The sequence below is a fragment of the Enterobacter sp. 5-4 genome (assembly GCF_000612205.1).
GTDB lineage: Bacteria > Pseudomonadota > Gammaproteobacteria > Enterobacterales > Enterobacteriaceae > Enterobacter > Enterobacter roggenkampii.
This window is the reverse complement of record NZ_JFHW01000028.1, coordinates 133,129-151,677: the sequence shown is the minus strand read 5'-3', so window position 1 is coordinate 151,677 and position 18,549 is coordinate 133,129. Positions and strand designations below refer to the sequence as shown.

The window sequence follows — 18,549 nt, the reverse complement described above, 5'->3', positions numbered from 1 at the left end:
AATGTAAGGAATTCAAAAAATACTAAATATTGCCGCTATTATTAATTACGCTAACTTAAATTCCGCCACCCAGCAGTCTCGGTTGTTATCATCTGGGCATGCTAAAACAGGCCGCCTGCATCTTTTTTTTGTGACATTTCCCGCAGGAATTATAGTTGCGGCGGAGAAATATCAGCCTTTTGTATTAGTTCTCACCCCTGGTGTTAAGCCTGAAATAGTTAATAAATAGTGAATCTTAAAGAACACGGATCCCACTATAAAAAGAAGTGTTATGTTTGGTTGAACTTATAACCTCGTCGCCTGGCTGAATGCGTTTACTTCATGTTTTAACGGGTTATTTTGTTAAACAGACGGTACTGAACGCCGTACTGAACTGCATCCTCTGTGCGCTGCATCGCTGATGACCAGACAAAATATGGTACAATGACTCATCGGGAATATTACACATTGATTAGGGTTTTACGGCCAATGGCACAACTTTATTTCTACTATTCGGCAATGAATGCCGGGAAATCCACCGCGCTGCTGCAATCCTCGTACAATTACCAGGAGCGAGGGATGCGTACCGTTGTTTATACGGCGGAAATTGACGATCGCTTTGGCGCGGGGAAGGTGAGCTCCAGAATAGGGCTCTCGTCGCCTGCAAGGCTGTTTAACCCGAAAACCGATCTGTTTGAAGACATTCGTACAGAACATGCTGCGCAGCCCATTCATTGTGTCCTGGTCGATGAGAGCCAGTTTCTGACGCGTGAACAGGTCCATGCCCTGTCAGAGGTAGTCGATGAGCTTGATATCCCCGTGCTGTGTTATGGCCTGCGCACGGATTTCCGCGGCGAGCTTTTTGAAGGGAGCCAGTATTTGCTCGCCTGGTCGGATAAACTTGTCGAACTGAAAACGATCTGCTTCTGCGGTCGTAAAGCCAGTATGGTACTTCGTCTTGACCAGGCCGGAAAACCTTATGCAGATGGTGAGCAGGTGGTGATAGGCGGTAATGAACGCTATGTTTCGGTCTGCCGTAAGCATTATAAAGAAGCGCTGTCTGTGGGCTCGCTGACGGCGATTCAGCACGACAACAGAAAATAACGTCTGGCTTATTATTCACACATAAAAAAACCCGCCATAAAGGCGGGTTTTTCATCTGCTGATGTCAATTAAGCGCTTTTCTTCGCTTTCTTGTCAGCTTTGATGACAGAGGCTTCTGTTTTCACAGCGGCAACGTCACCTTCTTTGAACTCACGACCGTAGTAGGTATCCAGCAGAATCTGTTTCAGCTCGGAGATCAGTGGGTAGCGCGGGTTAGCACCAGTACACTGGTCATCGAATGCATCTTCAGACAGCTTATCTACGTGAGCAAGGAAGTCAGCTTCCTGTACGCCCGCTTCACGGATTGACTTAGGAATACCCAGTTCAGCTTTCAGGCTTTCCAGCCATGCCAGCAGTTTCTCAATCTTGGCAGCAGTACGGTCGCCCGGTGCGCTCAGACCAAGGTGGTCAGCGATTTCAGCATAGCGACGACGTGCTTGTGGGCGGTCGTACTGGCTGAAAGCAGTCTGCTTGGTTGGGTTGTCGTTAGCGTTATAACGGATAACGTTGCTGATCAACAGGGCGTTCGCCAGACCGTGAGGAATGTGGAACTGTGAGCCCAGTTTGTGCGCCATTGAGTGGCAAACACCCAGGAAGGCGTTGGCAAACGCGATACCGGCGATGGTTGCGGCACTGTGGACACGTTCACGTGCTACAGGGTTTTTAGACCCTTCGTTGTAGGACGCTGGCAGGTTTTCTTTCAGCAGTTTCAGAGCCTGCAGAGCCTGACCGTCAGAGAACTCAGATGCCAGTACAGAAACGTAAGCTTCCAGGGCGTGAGTTACCGCATCCAGACCACCGAATGCACACAGTGACTTCGGCATCTCCATAACCAGGTTCGCATCAACGATAGCCATGTCTGGCGTCAGTGCGTAGTCAGCCAGTGGGTATTTCTGGCCGGTTGCATCGTCTGTTACTACCGCGAATGGCGTGACTTCTGAACCGGTACCGGAAGTGGTGGTGACCGCGATCATTTTCGCTTTTACGCCCATTTTCGGGAACTTGTAGATACGTTTACGGATATCCATAAAGCGCAGCGCCAGTTCTTCGAAGTGAGTTTCTGGATGCTCGTACATCACCCACATGATTTTCGCGGCGTCCATTGGGGAACCACCACCCAGTGCGATAATCACATCAGGTTTGAAGGAGTTAGCCAGTTCAGCACCTTTACGTACCACGCTCAGGGTTGGGTCAGCTTCAACTTCGAAGAACACTTCAGTTTCGACGCCAGCCGCTTTCAGCACAGAGGTGATCTGGTCAGCGTAGCCGTTGTTGAACAGGAAACGGTCAGTCACGATGAGCGCACGTTTGTGGCCATCAGTAATCACTTCATCCAGCGCGATTGGCAGAGAGCCACGGCGGAAGTAGATAGATTTCGGAAGTTTGTGCCACAACATGTTTTCAGCTCGCTTAGCAACGGTTTTCTTGTTGATCAGGTGTTTTGGACCAACGTTTTCAGAGATGGAGTTACCACCCCAGGAACCACAACCCAGAGTCAGGGAAGGTGCGAGTTTAAAGTTGTACAGGTCACCGATACCACCCTGAGAAGCAGGGGTGTTGATCAGGATACGTGCGGTTTTCATCATCTGACCGAAGTGAGCAACACGCTCTGGCTGGTTATCCTGGTCAGTGTACAGACAAGAGGTGTGACCGATACCGCCCATGGCAACCAGCTTCTCCGCTTTCTCTACCGCCTCTTCGAAATCTTTCGCACGGTACATGGCAAGCGTAGGAGACAGTTTTTCGTGTGCGAACGGCTCGCTTTCGTCAACAACTTTCACTTCACCGATCAGGATTTTGGTGGTTGCCGGAACGGTAAAGCCTGCGAGTTCAGCAATTTTGTAGGCTGGCTGACCCACGATAGCGGCGTTCAGCGCGCCATTTTTCAGGATAATGTCCTGAACCGCTTTCAGCTCTTTGCCCTGCAGCAGGTAGCCGCCGTGGCTGGCGAAACGTTCGCGAACCGCGTCATATACGGAATCCACAACCACAACAGACTGTTCAGATGCACAGATTACACCGTTATCGAAGGTTTTAGACATCAGTACAGACGCGACAGCACGTTTGATGTCAGCAGTTTCGTCGATAACAACAGGGGTGTTACCCGCGCCCACACCGATAGCCGGTTTACCGGAGCTGTATGCAGCTTTAACCATGCCAGGACCACCGGTCGCCAGAATCAGGTTAATGTCCGGGTGATGCATCAGCGCGTTGGACAGCTCAACAGAAGGTTGGTCGATCCAGCCAATCAGGTCTTTTGGTGCACCCGCAGCGATAGCAGCCTGCAGGACGATATCTGCAGCTTTGTTGGTCGCGTCTTTCGCACGTGGGTGTGGAGAGAAGATGATTGCGTTACGGGTCTTCAGGCTAATCAGTGATTTGAAGATAGCGGTAGACGTTGGGTTAGTGGTCGGAACGATACCGCAGATAATGCCGATAGGTTCAGCGATGGTGATAGTACCGAAGGTGTCGTCTTCAGACAGCACGCCACAGGTTTTCTCATCTTTATAGGCGTTGTAGATATACTCTGAAGCAAAGTGGTTTTTGATCACTTTATCTTCAACGATACCCATGCCGGATTCGGCAACGGCCATTTTAGCGAGAGGGATTCGAGCATCTGCAGCAGCCAGTGCGGCCGCGCGGAAGATTTTATCAACCTGTTCTTGGGTGAAATTGGCATATTCACGCTGGGCTTTTTTCACGCGCTCGACGAGGGCGTTCAGTTCAGCGATATTAGTAACAGCCATAATGCTCTCCTGATAATGTTTAAACTCTTTTAGTAAACCAGCGCTCGATACGTCACACAGTATAGACAGAGCCGATAGCACTTGCGTAACACAAAATAAAACAAAGAGTTACTTTCTACACCAGCACACTAATTTACTAAAAGAGCCTTACCTTAGCATCATCCCTTTTTGGCAGGTGGCCTCCCTGGGGGTGTAACCAAGATTACTCACTTCTGAGTACGGAAATCATGATCTGCATCAATTTTCCCCTAAGCTGATACCTTTCAGCAGGGTTATTTCGTGCTGATTTTTCCAGTGTTAAATAATTACGTAAGTATTGGAAGCGGCACTATCATTGATTATACAAATGTTTAACATCCTGAAATGATAACGTTTTGGTACAGATTTCAAGTGAAGTATGCTGATAAAAAGGGTATCTTCAGCGCGATTTCTCATGACAAATTGTCAGTCCAGGGCATATGTATAAGCGGAGCAAAACGTGATCCAAACGCTCTTTGATTTTCCAACGTATTTTAAATTTTTTATTGGTTTGTTTGCCCTGGTCAACCCGGTGGGGATCATTCCTGTCTTCATTAGTATGACGAGTTACCAGACAGCGGCGGCCAGGAATAAGACCAACCTCACCGCTAACCTGTCGGTGGCGATCATATTGCTCACCTCTCTTTTTCTGGGTGACACGATTCTCCAGCTTTTCGGGATTTCGATAGATTCTTTCCGCATTGCAGGTGGGATCCTGGTCGTGACCATCGCCATGTCCATGATCAGCGGTAAGCTTGGCGAGGATAAGCAGAATAAACAAGAGAAGTCAGAAACCGCCATCCGTGAAAGCATTGGCGTGGTGCCGCTGGCCTTACCGCTCATGGCCGGTCCGGGTGCCATCAGTTCAACCATCGTCTGGGGCACGCGTTATCATAGCCTGATGCACCTGATTGGCTTTTCAGTGGCTATTGCCATTTTTGCGCTCTGCTGTTGGGGGGTGTTCCGCATGGCACCCTGGCTGGTGCGCTTGCTGGGTCAAACGGGCATCAACGTCATTACGCGTATCATGGGCCTGTTGCTGATGGCGTTAGGGATCGAATTCATCGTCACGGGTATTAAAAGCATTTTCCCCGGATTATTGCATTAATCCTTCATATGAAAGAACGGAGCGACGGCTCCGTTTTTTATACGTGATTATCAGCAAATCATATAACTAAAGTTGAAATGCTCACATATCATAATAAATTCTACTAATAATGTTCATTTCTTGTATTTCAATAGGTTATTAATTCCGCCTTACCCCGCCTGCGCAGAAAATCTTCGATCGCTCTGTTATTTTACTCACATGATACTCTGGGGCTTGCTGAGAGATAACCGAAATGATATTAGTAATTTCAACATTCCCCTAGATGAATGTGCTAAATAATAACCAGTTGTTAAATTTTTGTACAAAATCACACGATGATAGCGCAGCGACGCGCTTGTAGAGAAAATTTTCTCTATCCTATTGAATATCATGTCTTTATAGTGATGTTCGATGTCCGGCAGGGCTGCCCTCAACGATACGGTACTCACCGTAAAAGAGAATTGCTTAACAAATTTGCAAAATGTATTGGCGCACGATTACGCCATTTGATACTTTCCGGCCTAATATTTTGCAGCATAAAACAATCAGATGAGAATTATTTTCATATAGTTCTCATCTCGGATATCCAGAACAGGTCTCAAACAGGGGAGGCCTGTAAAGAATCGACGCAAGACTGCCATACGAGCGGTCAGTAATAAAAAAGTCGGTGATAGCAAGCAGTAAAAGAAGAACCTGACAGCAGCAAAAAAAACTCCTGCGCTGTACAGGCCCCAACAGGGGATTACACAGCTGGCGAAGGCCAGTCATTATAATGAGTGGAGTATCAACACAATGTCCATCATCACAAAAAAAAATCTGGTAGCGGCGGGGATTTTAACTGCGCTAATCGCGGGAAACGCTGCAATGGCTGCGGACGTTCCTGCAGGTGTTCAGCTGGCGGAGAAGCAGACGCTGGTGCGTAACAACGGTGCGGAAGTTCAGTCTCTTGACCCGCACAAAATTGAAGGTGTTCCTGAGTCTAACGTTAACCGCGACCTGTTCGAAGGCCTGCTGGTCACTGACGTAGACGGCCACCCGGCACCGGGCGTGGCAGAAAAATGGGAAAACAAAGATTTCAAAGTCTGGACCTTCCATCTGCGTAAAGATGCGAAATGGTCCGACGGTACGCCGGTCACGGCTGAAGATTTCGTTTATAGCTGGCAGCGTCTGGCGAATCCAACGACCGCCTCTCCGTATGCGAGCTACCTGCAATATGGCCATATTGCCAATATTGATGACATCATCGCGGGCAAAAAACCGATCACCGATCTGGGCGTTAAAGCGATCGATGCCAATACCTTCGAAGTCACGTTGAGCGAACCTGTTCCGTACTTCTATAAGCTGCTGGTGCACCCGTCCGTCTCCCCGGTACCAAAATCCGCGGTGGAAAAATTTGGTGAAAAATGGACCCAGCCTGCCAATATCGTGACCAACGGCGCCTATAAGCTGAAAGACTGGGTGGTCAACGAGCGTATGGTGCTTGAGCGTAACCCGCAATACTGGGACAACGCTAAAACCGTGATTAATCAGGTGACCTACCTGCCAATTTCTTCCGAAGTGACTGACGTCAACCGCTACCGCAGCGGCGAAATCGACATGACCTATAACAACATGCCGATTGAACTGTTCCAGAAGCTGAAGAAAGAGATCCCGAAAGAAGTTCACGTCGACCCGTACCTGTGCACCTACTACTATGAAATCAACAACCAGAAAGCACCGTTCACCGACGTACGTGTTCGTACTGCGCTGAAGCTGGCACTGGATCGCGATATCATCGTGAACAAAGTGAAAAACCAGGGCGATCTGCCGGCATACAGCTATACCCCTCCTTACACCGATGGCGCAAAACTGACCGAGCCAGACTGGTTCAAACAGACGCAGGAACAGCGTAACGCAGAAGCGAAGAAACTGCTGGCCGAAGCGGGCTATACCGCCGATAAGCCGCTGACCTTCAGCCTGTTGTACAACACGTCGGATCTGCACAAAAAACTGGCTATCGCCGTCGCCTCGATCTGGAAAAAGAACCTGGGCGCGAACGTGAAGCTGGAGAACCAAGAGTGGAAGACCTTCCTCGACAGCCGTCATCAGGGCACCTTTGACGTGGCGCGTGCCGGCTGGTGTGCGGACTATAACGAACCGACCTCCTTCCTGAACACCATGCTGAGCGACAGCTCAAACAACACCGCGCACTATAAGAGCCCGGCGTTTGACAAGCTGATTGCTGACACGCTGAAAACCACTGACGAAGCACAGCGTACTGAACTGTACTCGAAAGCTGAGCAGCAGCTGGATAAAGATTCCGCGATCGTTCCGGTTTACTACTACGTTAACGCCCGTCTGGTAAAACCGTGGGTAGGTGGGTACACCGGTAAAGACCCGATGGATAATATCTACGTTAAAAACTTGTATATTATCAAGCATTAATGGCAATGAGTGGGGCGGGCGTGCTCGCCCCACGGTGTCTAACCAACGTCACATTATATAGGCACACGCCAGAAGGTACGGGCAATGTTGAAATTTATCCTACGTCGCTGTCTTGAAGCGATTCCAACGCTATTTATTCTCATCACGATTTCCTTCTTCATGATGCGCCTTGCGCCGGGAAGTCCATTTACCGGTGAGCGTACGCTGCCGCCAGAAGTGATGGCGAATATCGAAGCGAAATACCACTTAAACGATCCTATCTCTACCCAGTACTTCAATTACCTGAAGCAGCTGGCCCACGGTGATTTTGGACCGTCATTTAAATATAAAGACTATTCCGTTAACGACCTGGTGGCGTCCAGCTTCCCGGTTTCGGCGAAATTGGGTGCTGCGGCATTCATTCTGGCGATCGTTTTCGGGGTCACCGCAGGCGTCATCGCCGCGCTCAGACAAAATACCAAATGGGATTATGCCGTAATGGGGGTGGCAATGACCGGGGTAGTCATACCCAGCTTCGTTGTCGCGCCATTACTGGTGATGATATTTGCCATTACGCTGAAGTGGCTGCCTGGCGGCGGCTGGAACGGCGGGGCATTAAAGTTCATGATTTTGCCAATGGTGGCATTATCCCTGGCGTACATCGCCAGTATCGCGCGTATCACCCGTGGTTCAATGATCGAAGTGCTGCACTCGAACTTCATTCGTACCGCGCGCGCGAAAGGGCTGCCGATGCGTCGGATTATCTTCCGCCACGCGCTCAAACCGGCGCTGTTGCCCGTGCTCTCCTACATGGGACCAGCATTCGTCGGGATCATCACCGGCTCGATGGTTATCGAAACCATTTACGGCCTGCCGGGCATTGGCCAGCTGTTTGTGAACGGCGCGCTTAACCGCGACTATTCGCTGGTACTGAGCCTGACCATTCTCGTCGGTGCGCTGACCATTCTCTTTAACGCTATCGTCGATGTGCTGTATGCCGTCATCGACCCGAAAATCCGTTACTAACTGGAGCACGCCATGATGTTGAGTAAGAAAAACAGCGAGGCGCTGGAAAACTTCAGTGAAAAACTGGAAGTGGAAGGTCGTAGCCTCTGGCAGGACGCGCGTCGTCGCTTTATGCACAACCGTGCGGCGGTGGCGAGTCTGGTGGTTCTGGTGATCATCGCGCTGTTTGTGACCCTTGCCCCGATGCTGTCGCAATTTACCTATTTCGACACCGACTGGGGCATGATGTCCAGCGCGCCGGATATGGAGTCTGGCCACTATTTTGGCACGGACTCATCCGGACGTGACCTGCTGGTGCGTGTCGCTATCGGTGGGCGTATCTCGCTGATGGTCGGGATTGCTGCCGCGCTGGTGGCGGTGATCGTCGGGACGCTCTATGGCTCACTGTCCGGCTACCTTGGCGGCAAAGTGGACTCGGTGATGATGCGTCTGCTGGAAATCCTGAACTCCTTCCCGTTTATGTTCTTCGTCATCCTGCTGGTGACCTTCTTTGGTCAGAATATCCTGTTGATCTTCGTGGCCATCGGGATGGTGTCATGGCTGGATATGGCGCGTATTGTTCGCGGCCAGACGCTGAGCCTCAAACGCAAAGAGTTTATCGAAGCCGCGCAGGTCGGCGGTGTCTCTACCGGGAATATCGTGGTTCGCCATATCGTTCCTAACGTGCTTGGCGTGGTGGTGGTCTATGCCTCACTGCTGGTACCAAGCATGATCCTGTTTGAATCCTTCCTGAGCTTCCTCGGTCTGGGTACGCAGGAGCCGCTGAGCAGTTGGGGCGCGCTGCTGAGTGACGGTGCAAACTCAATGGAAGTATCACCGTGGCTGCTGTTATACCCGGCGGGTTTCCTGGTCGTTACCCTGTTTTGTTTTAACTTTATCGGCGATGGCCTGCGTGATGCCCTCGACCCGAAAGACCGTTAAGGAGCGCCGTCATGACAATGATTGAAACGGCAACCGCGCCACAGGCGCAGCAGCGGAGCGACCTTCTGCTGGACGTCAAAGATCTTCGCGTCACCTTTAAGACCCCGGACGGGGATGTGACCGCCGTGAACGATCTCAACTTCAACCTGCGCGCGGGTGAAACGCTCGGTATCGTGGGGGAATCTGGTTCCGGTAAATCCCAGACCGCCTTTGCGTTAATGGGCCTGCTGGCCGCTAACGGTGTGATTGGCGGTTCCGCGAAATTCAACGGTCGTGAAATCCTCAACCTGCCGGAGCAAGAGCTGAACAAGCTGCGCGCCGAGCAGATCTCGATGATTTTCCAGGATCCGATGACCTCGCTGAACCCGTACATGCGCGTCGGTGAGCAGCTGATGGAAGTCCTGATGCTGCACAAAGGTCTGGGCAAAGCCGAAGCCTTTGAAGAGTCGGTCAAAATGCTCGATGCGGTGAAAATGCCGGAAGCGCGCAAGCGCATGCGTATGTTCCCGCACGAGTTCTCCGGCGGTATGCGTCAGCGCGTGATGATTGCGATGGCGCTGCTGTGTCGGCCAAAACTGCTGATTGCCGACGAACCGACCACCGCGCTGGACGTTACCGTTCAGGCGCAAATCATGACCCTGCTGAACGAGCTGAAGCGTGAGTTCAACACGGCGATTATCATGATCACCCACGACCTGGGCGTGGTGGCGGGCATCTGTGACAAAGTGCTGGTGATGTATGCCGGTCGTACCATGGAATACGGCAAAGCGCGTGAGGTGTTCTATCAGCCAGCCCATCCTTACTCGATTGGTCTGCTGAACGCGGTGCCGCGTCTCGATGCGGAAGGAGAATCTCTGCTTACTATTCCGGGCAACCCGCCAAACCTGCTGCGCCTGCCGAAAGGCTGTCCGTTCCAGCCGCGCTGTCCGCACGCGATGGAAATCTGCAACAGCGCACCGCCGCTGGAAGAGTTTGCACCAGGCCGTCTGCGCGCCTGCTTTAAGCCGCAGGAGGAGCTGGTATGAACGCATTAGATGAAAAACGCAATGTCCTGCTCGAAATTGCTGACCTTAAAGTGCATTTCGACATCAAGGACGGCAAACAGTGGTTCTGGCAGCCGTCGAAGACCCTGAAAGCGGTGGACGGCGTCACGCTGCGTCTGTACGAAGGGGAAACCCTGGGCGTGGTGGGCGAGTCCGGCTGCGGTAAATCGACCTTTGCGCGCGCCATTATCGGTCTGGTAAAAGCCACCGACGGCAAAGTGGCCTGGCTGGGTAAAGATCTGCTGGGCATGAAGCCCGACGAGTGGCGCGACGTGCGCAGCGATATCCAGATGATTTTCCAGGATCCGCTGGCGTCATTAAACCCGCGTATGACCATCGGTGAGATTATTGCCGAGCCGCTGCGGACCTATCATCCGAAGATGTCCCGCCAGGAAGTGCGCGATCGCGTTAAGGCGATGATGCTGAAAGTCGGGCTGTTGCCTAACCTCATCAACCGCTATCCTCACGAGTTCTCTGGCGGTCAGTGTCAGCGTATTGGTATTGCGCGCGCCCTGATCCTCGAACCGAAGCTGATTATCTGTGATGAGCCGGTTTCCGCGCTCGACGTCTCCATTCAGGCGCAGGTGGTTAACCTGCTGCAGAAGCTGCAGCGCGAAATGGGGCTGTCGCTGATCTTCATCGCGCATGACCTGGCCGTGGTGAAACACATCTCTGACCGCGTGCTGGTGATGTATCTGGGGCACGCCGTGGAGCTGGGCACCTATGACGAGGTGTACCACAATCCGCTGCACCCTTACACCAAAGCGCTGATGTCGGCGGTGCCGATCCCCGATCCCGATCTGGAAAAGAATAAGACCATCCAGCTTCTGGAAGGGGAATTGCCTTCACCGATTAACCCGCCGTCGGGCTGCGTCTTCCGCACGCGCTGCCCAATGGCCGGGCCGGAATGTGCGAAAACGCGGCCGGTTCTGGAAGGCAGTTTCCGACATGCGGTTTCCTGCCTGAAAGTAGACCCGTTATAATCGCAAGGGCTGACATGATGTCAGCCCTTATTTTTTGCGAGGTCACTGTGTCGCGTTTATTCACGTCAGCCCGTCGGCGGCTTTATCATGTTTTATTCGATCCCGAAACGGTATCCGGACGGCGCTTCGAGGGTCTTTGTGGTTTATTTGCGCTCCTCAGCGTGGTTATCATCTTTATTGAATCGGGTGCCGGGACGCAATACCACCTGACGTTTGACGAATGGCATGTCTTTGTCTGGCTTGAGCTGGCGATTACCCTGGTGTTTACCGCTGAATATCTCCTCCGAGTGATTGCCTGGCCTAACCCGGCCCGATATGTTTTCAGCTTCTGGGGATTTATCGATTTAGCCACCATTCTGCCGCTCTACGTCATGTGGCTGTGGCCGGAAATCAGCCTGAGCTATGTCTTTGCCTGGCGAGCGATGCGCGTTATTCGCGTATTACGTATTCTGAAATTACTGCGCTTTATGCCCTCACTGCGCATATTCTGGAGCGCAATCGTCAGCGCCCGTCATCAGCTTATTCTGTTCTATTCGTTTATTGCCATTGTCATGATTGTTTTTGGCGCACTGATGTATCTGATTGAGGGGCCGAAATATGGCTTTACGACGCTCAATGCGTCCGTCTACTGGGCGATCGTGACCGTAACGACCGTGGGGTACGGGGATATCACGCCCCATACGCCGCTGGGGCGAATTGTGGCCTCAGTGCTGATTTTGATTGGCTATTCGGTCATTGCCATTCCGACCGGGCTGATTACCACGCACATGAGCAGCGCATTTCAGAGCCGCAAGCAGCAGCGCAAATGTCCGCGATGTCATCAGGGGGAACATGAACTCAACGCGCGTTTTTGTCACCGCTGCGGAAATCCGTTGCCGGAGTAAATAAAAAAGGCTGCAATCGCAGCCTTTTTTATTATTCGCGCCAGAGAATATGGCACAGCTTGTGGTCTTTCTCACGGCAGAGCAGGACGCGAGCGAAGATATCATTAATTTCGCCACCGTCTTCATCGGCCAGCCCGATCACCACTTCGGCGAAGAAGTCAGGGTTCAGGTCGAAATCCACATGCTCAGCCCAGTCTTCTGAAGGGTCGAACAGTTCGGCACCGCCGCGCTCTTCGAACTGCAGATTAAAGAGGATCACGTCTGCGGGATCGAGGTTATCAACCGCCAGTTCGAGAAAAATGTCATAGGCCTGCTCGAGCGTTTCGTCTTCGGTCAGGCGATTGTTCAGATCCATTTCCATGATGACTACCTGTTTAACATCGTTGGGCACGTTTTACAGCAACGGACTAAAGAAGTAAAACAGTCGTTCGGCAATTCTCTGCCACAGCGGACGTTTTACCCACAGTCTGGCATCCAGCAGCCGCGAGCGGGAGATATAATCATCCTGCACCGCCGCGAGATCGCCGCCAAAGCCGGCATCATCAATAACCAGCGTGATTTCAAAGTTGAGCCACAGGCTGCGCATATCCAGGTTCACCGTTCCCACCAGGCTTAACTCGCCGTCGACAAGCACGCTTTTGGTGTGGAGCAATCCACCTTCGAACTGGTAGATCTTCACCCCTGCAGCCAGCAGTTCGCTAAAGAATGCCCGGCTGGCCCAGCCCACCAGAAGGGAGTCATTTTTGCGCGGCAAAATAATGCTCACATCGACGCCGCGCTGCGCCGCGGTACAGATCGCGTGCAGGAGGTCATCGCTGGGAACAAAGTAGGGCGTCGTCATGATCAGATATTCACGCGCCGAGTAGGTCGCCGTCAGCAGCGCCTGATGAATCAAATCCTCCGGGAAGCCCGGCCCGGAAGCAATGGTATGAATAGTGTGACCGCTGGCCTCTTCAAACGGCATAATATTGCCGTCCGGTGGTGGCGGGAGGATGCGTTTGCCGGTCTCTATCTCCCAGTCGCAGGAGTAGACGATGCCCATCGAGGTGGCAATCGGCCCCTCCATGCGCGCCATCAAATCCACCCACTGGCCCACGCCCGAGTCCTGTTTAAAGAAGCGCGGGTCAACCATGTTCATGCTGCCGGTGTAGGCAATATAGTTATCGATCATGATCATTTTACGGTGCTGACGAAGGTCCATCCGGCGCAGAAACACGCGCAGGAGGTTAACCTTCAGCGCCTCGACCACTTCGATACCGGCATTGCGCATCATCCCTGCCCAGGGACTGCGGAAAAATGCCACGCTGCCCGCAGAGTCAAGCATCAGACGGCAGTGAATGCCGCGTCGCGCCGCGGCCATCAGGGATTCCGCGACCTGGTCAGCCATCCCGCCGGGCTGCCAGATATAGAAAACCATCTCGATATTATGACGCGCCAGCTGGATATCGCGGATTAACGCCTGCATAACGTCGTCGGACGAGGTCAGCAGCTGGAGCTGATTACCCTTAACGCCGCCAATCCCCTGACGGCGCTCGCACAGCTTAAACAGTGACGAGGCGACGCTGCTGTTCTCCTCGGCAAAGATATGCTTGCAGGCTTTAAGGTCGTTCAGCCACTTCGCGGTGGAGGGCCACATGGCGCGGGCCCGCTCGGCGCGGCGTTTACCGAGATGAAGCTCACCGAAAGAGAGATAGGCGATAATTCCCACCAGCGGCAGGATGTAGATGATCAGAAGCCAGGCCATGGCAGAGGGTACGGCTCTGCGCTTCATCAGGATGCGTAACGTCACACCCGCGATTAACAGCCAGTATCCCAAAATGACCAGCCAACTCACCACGGTGTAGAAGGTTGTCATAGTTAAAAAAATCCTTTTGAAAGCGTATTGTTATGAGTGTACGCATCAGGATTCATCTGGCAAATAAAAACGCCAGGTAAAAGCGCTGGTTTGCAGCCGGGTTGGGTTTATAATGGCGTCTCTGTTTGAGAAAGAGTTGTAGACATGAAGCGCAGTAGAACAGAAGTAGGGCGCTGGCGCATGTTGCGACAGGTGAGTCGTCGCAAGGCTCGTTGGCTGGAAGCACAATCCCGCCGCAATATGCGTATTCACGCCATCAGAAAATGTGGAATGACCCGGCACCGCAACGCGTTGCTGTTCGCCGTCCAAGATATCTGAGTACCATGAGGGCACCGTAATGGTGCCCGCTGATTTTATAAGGTCTGATTTTTGGGAGTAGCGTGGTTGCAGCGCTATTCCTGTTGTGTTGAGCAAAAGGAGGGAGAAGAAGTGTTTGCGGAGTTTGGCGTACTGAATTTCTGGACGTATGTTGTTGGCGCGTTTTTTATCGTGCTGGTACCGGGGCCAAATACCCTGTTTGTGCTTAAAACTGGAATTGGACACGGCGTTAAAAAAGGGTACCTGGCCGCCACGGGTGTATTTATCGGCGATGCGGTGCTGATGTTTCTTGCTTGGGCGGGCGTCGCGGCATTAATCCAGACCACACCGGTACTGTTTAATATCGTGCGTTATCTCGGCGCCTTCTACCTGCTGTGGCTGGGCGGCAAAATGCTCTGGTCGGTCATTACCCGCCAGAATCACGCTCAGGAAAGCGGCACCGAGCCTGCCAGCACGATCATGAAACGTTCGCTGGTGCTGAGCCTGACGAATCCAAAAGCGATTCTGTTCTACGTCTCGTTCTTTGTTCAGTTCATTGACGTGAATGCGCAGAACACCGGTACCTCTTTCCTTATCCTCGCGACGACGCTTGAGTTGATAAGCTTCATGTACATGAGCTTCCTGATCTTCTCCGGTGCATTTGTCACGCGCTATCTCAAAACGAAAAAGAAACTTGCAAAGCTGGGGAACGGGCTGATAGGGCTGCTGTTTGTCGGGTTTGCGGCGAGGTTAGCGTCGCTGCACTGATTGATGAAAGGCTCCTGCGGGAGCCTTTTTCATTCTGTTTGACAATCCCTCACCATTTAGTTGTATAGTACAACTAAATGGTGAGGACATAACATGCACAGCGAAACCCCGGTAGTCAGTGTTATTCGACGTTCCTCGCGCCTGATGGTGCGAGAGTTAGGTTTTATGGGTTCTACCCTGGCCTCAACGAATTACTCGCCTTCGGCCGTCCATACTCTGGTCGAAATTGCCCTACGAAAAGAGATGACGGCGAGTCAGCTGGTACAGCTGCTGGGCCTGGAAAAGTCCAGCGTCAGCCGGATGCTGGCTCGCCTGATTGCCGCAGGCGAACTCGAGGAGGTCATTTCTACCGAGGATGCGAGAGCAAAGAGCCTCAGGCTGACCGCGAAGGGTCACGAGACGGTCAGTAAAATTAATACCTTCAGCAATGAGCGCGTGGTCACAGCAATAAAACGTCTTGCTCCTGCCCAGCAGCAGACCATTTCTGAGGGGCTCTCCCTTTATGCCAACGCGCTGCTGGCGTGTCGGGAGGCGGGCAATGATATGCAGCCCGATGAGCTGAAGATAGTGCAGGGGTATATCCCGGGCATGATTGGCCGTATCGCGGAGATGCATGGCAGTTATTATTCGCGGGAGCATAATTTTGGTCGCTTCTTCGAGGCCAAAGTGGCTTCGGGGCTGGCTGAGTTTAGTGAAAGACTGGAGAAGCCCTGTAACCAGATTTGGCTGGCAGTGCTCAACGACAAAATTGTCGGCTCGGTGGCGATCGATGGCGAGGATCTGGCGCCGGGTGAAGCCCATCTTCGCTGGTTTATTCTTGATGATGGCTGCCGGGGGCACGGCGTGGGAAAAAAACTGCTGAATGAAGCCATGCGGTTCTGCGACAGTGCCGGTTTTTCTGCCGTGCACCTCTGGACGTTCAATAAGCTGACCGCCGCCAGGCGTCTGTACGAGTCGTATGGGTTTACGCTGGTAAAAGAGTGGGAAGGCGATCAGTGGGGAAGCCTTATTACAGAGCAGCAGTTTACCCGGCACAGAGGCGCGTAATCGCCACCCTAAAAAAGGCTCCTTTCGGAGCCGCTTTGGTATCAGAACACTTTTTTATACGGTCTCACCGTCACTTTTGCATACACGCCCGCTGCAACGTACGGGTCTGCATCAGCCCAGGCCTGAGCGGCTTCCTGGGATTCAAACTCAGCAATGACCGTGGAGCCGGAGAAACCGGCAGCACCCGGATCGTTGCTGTCTACTGCGGGCATGGGGCCAGCGGTCAGTAATCGGCCTTCATCCTGAAGCAACTGCAAACGTGCCAGATGCGCAGGGCGCACAGACTGGCGTTTTTCGAGCGAATCAGCAACATCTTCAGAGTAAATCACGTAAAACACGGCGAAGCTCCTTAACCGGTAAAAGTGTCAGTTACGTTATGTGAAAGGGCAAACGACTGCAATGTAAAATAAAAACAATGTTAATACCCTGATCTGTATGCGCCTTTTTTGGCCTCTCGGGCGCTAAAATTGCGCCAGAGCAAAGTGTCTTATTGAATATGATTGCTATTTGCATTTAAAATCAGGGTTCGGTTTTTTAACGTTGATGACTATGACTTCGATGACCCTTGATTTACCTCGCCGCTTTCCCTGGCCGACGCTGCTTTCTGTCGTGATTCACGGTGCCGTTGTGGCGGGTCTGCTGTATACCTCGGTTCATCAGGTTATTGAAATGCCCGCGCCCGCGCAGCCGATCTCGGTGACGATGGTCTCGCCAGCGGATCTTGAACCGCCGCAGGTTGCCCCTCCGCCGCCACAGCCGGTGGCTGAACCGGAGCCAGAACCCGAGCCCGTTCCGGCGCCACCGAAGGAAGCTCCGGTGGTGATCCACAAACCTGAACCGAAGCCAAAACCTAAGCCGAAGCCAAAGCCGGTGAAAAAGGTCGAGGAGCGTCCGAAACGCGAGGAACGTCCGGTTGAACCGCGTGCGACTCAGCCGGTCGAAAATGCAGCGCCTTCACGTCCGGTGATGAACAATACGGCAACGACGTCAAAGCCAACCGTAACCGCACCAGCGGGCCCGCGCGCCGTAAGCCGCAATCAGCCTCAGTATCCGGCGCGAGCTCAGGCCTTGCGTATTGAAGGCCGCGTACGGGTGAAATTTGACGTCACTGCGGATGGCCGCGTGGATAATGTGGAAATCTTGTCTGCGCAACCTTCTAATATGTTTGAGCGCGAAGTGAAATCTGCCATGCGCAGATGGCGCTATGAGCCAGGCAAGCCGGGCAGCGGATTGATCGTCAATATTGTTTTCCGCCTGAACGGCGGGGCGCAGATGGAATAAAAAAAGCCTCCGAAAGGAGGCTTTTTTTTGCCTGTCGATCAGGCCTGTGGAAGTTGACGAGGTTTACCTTCGCTGTCCACGGCAACATAAATAAACAGCGCTTCAGTGGCCTTATAGCGTTGCCCAATCGGCTCAGAAGAGACTTTCTTCACCCAGACTTCGATGTTGATGGAAATGGAGGTATTGCCGCGCTTCACGCAGCGCGCGTAGCAGCAAACCACATCACCCACCGCAACCGGGCGCAGGAAGGTCATGCCGTCCACTCTCACGGTGACCACGCGCCCGTGGGCAATCTCTTTTGCCAGAATTGCGCCGCCCATATCCATCTGCGACATCAGCCAGCCGCCAAAAATATCGCCATTGGCATTGGTGTCAGCGGGCATTGCCAGTGTGCGTAAAACCAGTTCGCCCTGAGGGGCGTTAGTTGTTGTCATTGTTTTAACTCGTAACGGAAGACTTCAGGCGGGATGCTACTATGATTCGCGTGCGGAGAGAATAGACCAGAACGCCCGTCGTTGACGTTCTGGTCAGTCAGTAATCAGTGGTTGTCGTCCTGGGGCATATGGCGATAGATGTATACGCCGCTTAACAGCGTGAAGATAAGCGTCAGCGCGGTCAGGCCAAAAACCTTAAAGTTGACCCAGATATCCTGCGGCAGCCAGAAGGCAATATAGATGTTAGCGAGACCGCAAAGAATAAAGAAGATTGCCCAGGCGGTATTCAGACGCGACCAGACCACCTGCGGAAGCGTTAGTTCTTTACCTAACATGCTCTGGATAAGGGGTTTTTTCATGAACCATTGACTGAACAATAGCGCTGCTGCAAACAACGCATAAATAACAGTCACCTTCCACTTAATAAATTCAACATCATGCAAGGCAATGGTCAATCCACCGAACACCGCTACTAAAACGAACGTGATAAGCGCCATTTTTTCGACTTTGCGATAGCGAATCCAGCTGTAGATCAGCACAACGGCGGTCACGACGATTAACGCTTTTGTTGCAGCAAAAATGTCGTACAACTTATAGACAGCGAAAAACACCGCGAGCGGTAAAAAATCAAGAAACTGCTTCATTCTGTGATTCCATCTTCTGAGCGGGGCG

General features: G+C 52.4%; 18 protein-coding genes. 12 read left to right on the top strand and 6 right to left on the bottom strand.

Annotated elements, in window-relative coordinates:
• Positions 1 to 468: 468 nt before the first annotated feature.
• Positions 469 to 1,083 carry a thymidine kinase gene (gene tdk / locus AA74_RS0119530; RefSeq protein WP_025913087.1) on the top strand — a complete coding sequence of 205 codons (615 nt, stop codon included), beginning with the start codon at positions 469 to 471 and terminating at the stop codon, positions 1,081 to 1,083.
• 68 nt (positions 1,084 to 1,151) lie between these two features.
• Here the strand turns inward: tdk and adhE are convergent, their stop codons facing one another.
• Entirely contained in the window at positions 1,152 to 3,830 is a 2,679-nt protein-coding gene (adhE, locus tag AA74_RS0119525) for a bifunctional acetaldehyde-CoA/alcohol dehydrogenase (protein ID WP_008502783.1), read from the bottom strand.
• Between the two features lie 478 nt (positions 3,831 to 4,308).
• Between adhE and AA74_RS0119520 the strand changes: the two genes are divergently transcribed.
• The 7 genes from AA74_RS0119520 to AA74_RS0119490 all read left to right on the top strand — a co-directional run bounded on the left by AA74_RS0119520 (position 4,309) and on the right by AA74_RS0119490 (position 12,195).
• Complete coding sequence (locus AA74_RS0119520) at positions 4,309 to 4,956, top strand: YchE family NAAT transporter (RefSeq protein WP_008502784.1); 648 nt, start codon at positions 4,309 to 4,311, stop codon at positions 4,954 to 4,956.
• Between the two features lie 771 nt (positions 4,957 to 5,727).
• The gene (gene oppA / locus AA74_RS0119515) at positions 5,728 to 7,359 is read left to right on the top strand and encodes an oligopeptide ABC transporter substrate-binding protein OppA (RefSeq protein WP_008502785.1); all 1,632 of its coding nucleotides are present in this window, start codon (positions 5,728 to 5,730) and stop codon (positions 7,357 to 7,359) included.
• An 84-nt stretch (positions 7,360 to 7,443) separates the two neighbouring features.
• Positions 7,444 to 8,364: an oligopeptide ABC transporter permease OppB gene (oppB, locus tag AA74_RS0119510; RefSeq protein WP_008502786.1), complete on the top strand. Its 921-nt coding sequence runs from the start codon at positions 7,444 to 7,446 to the stop codon at positions 8,362 to 8,364.
• Between the two features lie 12 nt (positions 8,365 to 8,376).
• Entirely contained in the window at positions 8,377 to 9,285 is a 909-nt protein-coding gene (oppC, locus tag AA74_RS0119505; RefSeq protein ID WP_008502787.1) for an oligopeptide ABC transporter permease OppC, read from the top strand.
• 11 nt (positions 9,286 to 9,296) lie between these two features.
• Positions 9,297 to 10,310, top strand: coding sequence for an ABC transporter ATP-binding protein (locus AA74_RS0119500; protein WP_023344346.1), 1,014 nt, complete (start codon positions 9,297 to 9,299; stop codon positions 10,308 to 10,310).
• On the top strand, positions 10,307 to 11,311 hold the full coding sequence (gene oppF, locus AA74_RS0119495) for a murein tripeptide/oligopeptide ABC transporter ATP-binding protein OppF (protein ID WP_008502789.1): 1,005 nt from the start codon (positions 10,307 to 10,309) through the stop codon (positions 11,309 to 11,311). The genes AA74_RS0119500 and oppF overlap by 4 nt, the downstream gene beginning before the upstream one ends.
• A gap of 14 nt (positions 11,312 to 11,325) precedes the next feature.
• Positions 11,326 to 12,195: an ion transporter gene (locus AA74_RS0119490; protein WP_031274926.1), complete on the top strand. Its 870-nt coding sequence runs from the start codon at positions 11,326 to 11,328 to the stop codon at positions 12,193 to 12,195.
• Positions 12,196 to 12,226: 31 nt separating this feature from the next.
• On the opposite strand, the gene AA74_RS0119485 is transcribed toward AA74_RS0119490, so the two are convergent.
• Positions 12,227 to 12,556, bottom strand: a complete 330-nt coding sequence (locus AA74_RS0119485) for an HI1450 family dsDNA-mimic protein (protein ID WP_006810881.1) — start codon at positions 12,554 to 12,556, stop codon at positions 12,227 to 12,229.
• A 33-nt stretch (positions 12,557 to 12,589) separates the two neighbouring features.
• Positions 12,590 to 14,050 (bottom strand): cardiolipin synthase, encoded by a 1,461-nt coding sequence (gene cls, locus AA74_RS0119480; protein ID WP_008502791.1) that lies wholly within the window; start codon positions 14,048 to 14,050, stop codon positions 12,590 to 12,592.
• Positions 14,051 to 14,194: 144 nt separating this feature from the next.
• Here cls and AA74_RS1000000123510 point away from each other — a divergent pair, with 144 nt between their 5' ends.
• The 3 genes from AA74_RS1000000123510 to AA74_RS0119470 all read left to right on the top strand — a co-directional run bounded on the left by AA74_RS1000000123510 (position 14,195) and on the right by AA74_RS0119470 (position 16,162).
• On the top strand, positions 14,195 to 14,368 hold the full coding sequence (locus tag AA74_RS1000000123510; protein ID WP_021240326.1) for a YciY family protein: 174 nt from the start codon (positions 14,195 to 14,197) through the stop codon (positions 14,366 to 14,368).
• Positions 14,369 to 14,479: 111 nt separating this feature from the next.
• Positions 14,480 to 15,115 (top strand): leucine efflux protein LeuE, encoded by a 636-nt coding sequence (gene leuE, locus AA74_RS0119475; RefSeq protein WP_008502792.1) that lies wholly within the window; start codon positions 14,480 to 14,482, stop codon positions 15,113 to 15,115.
• Between the two features lie 93 nt (positions 15,116 to 15,208).
• Positions 15,209 to 16,162, top strand: coding sequence for a helix-turn-helix domain-containing GNAT family N-acetyltransferase (locus AA74_RS0119470; RefSeq protein WP_025913085.1), 954 nt, complete (start codon positions 15,209 to 15,211; stop codon positions 16,160 to 16,162).
• A 41-nt stretch (positions 16,163 to 16,203) separates the two neighbouring features.
• On the opposite strand, the gene AA74_RS0119465 is transcribed toward AA74_RS0119470, so the two are convergent.
• Entirely contained in the window at positions 16,204 to 16,500 is a 297-nt protein-coding gene (locus tag AA74_RS0119465) for a YciI family protein (protein ID WP_008502794.1), read from the bottom strand.
• A gap of 220 nt (positions 16,501 to 16,720) precedes the next feature.
• Between AA74_RS0119465 and tonB the strand changes: the two genes are divergently transcribed.
• On the top strand, positions 16,721 to 17,443 hold the full coding sequence (tonB, locus tag AA74_RS0119460) for a TonB system transport protein TonB (RefSeq protein ID WP_024907102.1): 723 nt from the start codon (positions 16,721 to 16,723) through the stop codon (positions 17,441 to 17,443).
• Positions 17,444 to 17,481: 38 nt separating this feature from the next.
• On the opposite strand, the gene yciA is transcribed toward tonB, so the two are convergent.
• Together yciA and AA74_RS0119450 are read right to left on the bottom strand one after the other, a co-directional pair.
• Positions 17,482 to 17,877: an acyl-CoA thioester hydrolase YciA gene (yciA, locus tag AA74_RS0119455; RefSeq protein ID WP_008502796.1), complete on the bottom strand. Its 396-nt coding sequence runs from the start codon at positions 17,875 to 17,877 to the stop codon at positions 17,482 to 17,484.
• Positions 17,878 to 17,981: 104 nt separating this feature from the next.
• Positions 17,982 to 18,521 carry a septation protein A gene (locus AA74_RS0119450; RefSeq protein ID WP_008502797.1) on the bottom strand — a complete coding sequence of 180 codons (540 nt, stop codon included), beginning with the start codon at positions 18,519 to 18,521 and terminating at the stop codon, positions 17,982 to 17,984.
• Positions 18,522 to 18,549 lie beyond the last annotated feature (28 nt).

Coding starts and splice junctions, on each gene's coding strand:
- oppB (WP_008502786.1), top strand. CDS start 7,444: ATGTTGAAATTTATCCTACGTCGCTGTCTTGAAGCGATTCCAACGCTA.
- AA74_RS1000000123510 (WP_021240326.1), top strand. CDS start 14,195: ATGAAGCGCAGTAGAACAGAAGTAGGGCGCTGGCGCATGTTGCGACAG.
- tdk (WP_025913087.1), top strand. CDS start 469: ATGGCACAACTTTATTTCTACTATTCGGCAATGAATGCCGGGAAATCC.
- adhE (WP_008502783.1), bottom strand. CDS start 3,830: ATGGCTGTTACTAATATCGCTGAACTGAACGCCCTCGTCGAGCGCGTG.
- AA74_RS0119450 (WP_008502797.1), bottom strand. CDS start 18,521: ATGAAGCAGTTTCTTGATTTTTTACCGCTCGCGGTGTTTTTCGCTGTC.
- yciA (WP_008502796.1), bottom strand. CDS start 17,877: ATGACAACAACTAACGCCCCTCAGGGCGAACTGGTTTTACGCACACTG.
- oppC (WP_008502787.1), top strand. CDS start 8,377: ATGATGTTGAGTAAGAAAAACAGCGAGGCGCTGGAAAACTTCAGTGAA.
- cls (WP_008502791.1), bottom strand. CDS start 14,050: ATGACAACCTTCTACACCGTGGTGAGTTGGCTGGTCATTTTGGGATAC.
- tonB (WP_024907102.1), top strand. CDS start 16,721: ATGACCCTTGATTTACCTCGCCGCTTTCCCTGGCCGACGCTGCTTTCT.
- AA74_RS0119485 (WP_006810881.1), bottom strand. CDS start 12,556: ATGGAAATGGATCTGAACAATCGCCTGACCGAAGACGAAACGCTCGAG.
- AA74_RS0119490 (WP_031274926.1), top strand. CDS start 11,326: ATGATGTCAGCCCTTATTTTTTGCGAGGTCACTGTGTCGCGTTTATTC.
- AA74_RS0119500 (WP_023344346.1), top strand. CDS start 9,297: ATGACAATGATTGAAACGGCAACCGCGCCACAGGCGCAGCAGCGGAGC.
- AA74_RS0119470 (WP_025913085.1), top strand. CDS start 15,209: ATGCACAGCGAAACCCCGGTAGTCAGTGTTATTCGACGTTCCTCGCGC.
- oppA (WP_008502785.1), top strand. CDS start 5,728: ATGTCCATCATCACAAAAAAAAATCTGGTAGCGGCGGGGATTTTAACT.
- oppF (WP_008502789.1), top strand. CDS start 10,307: ATGAACGCATTAGATGAAAAACGCAATGTCCTGCTCGAAATTGCTGAC.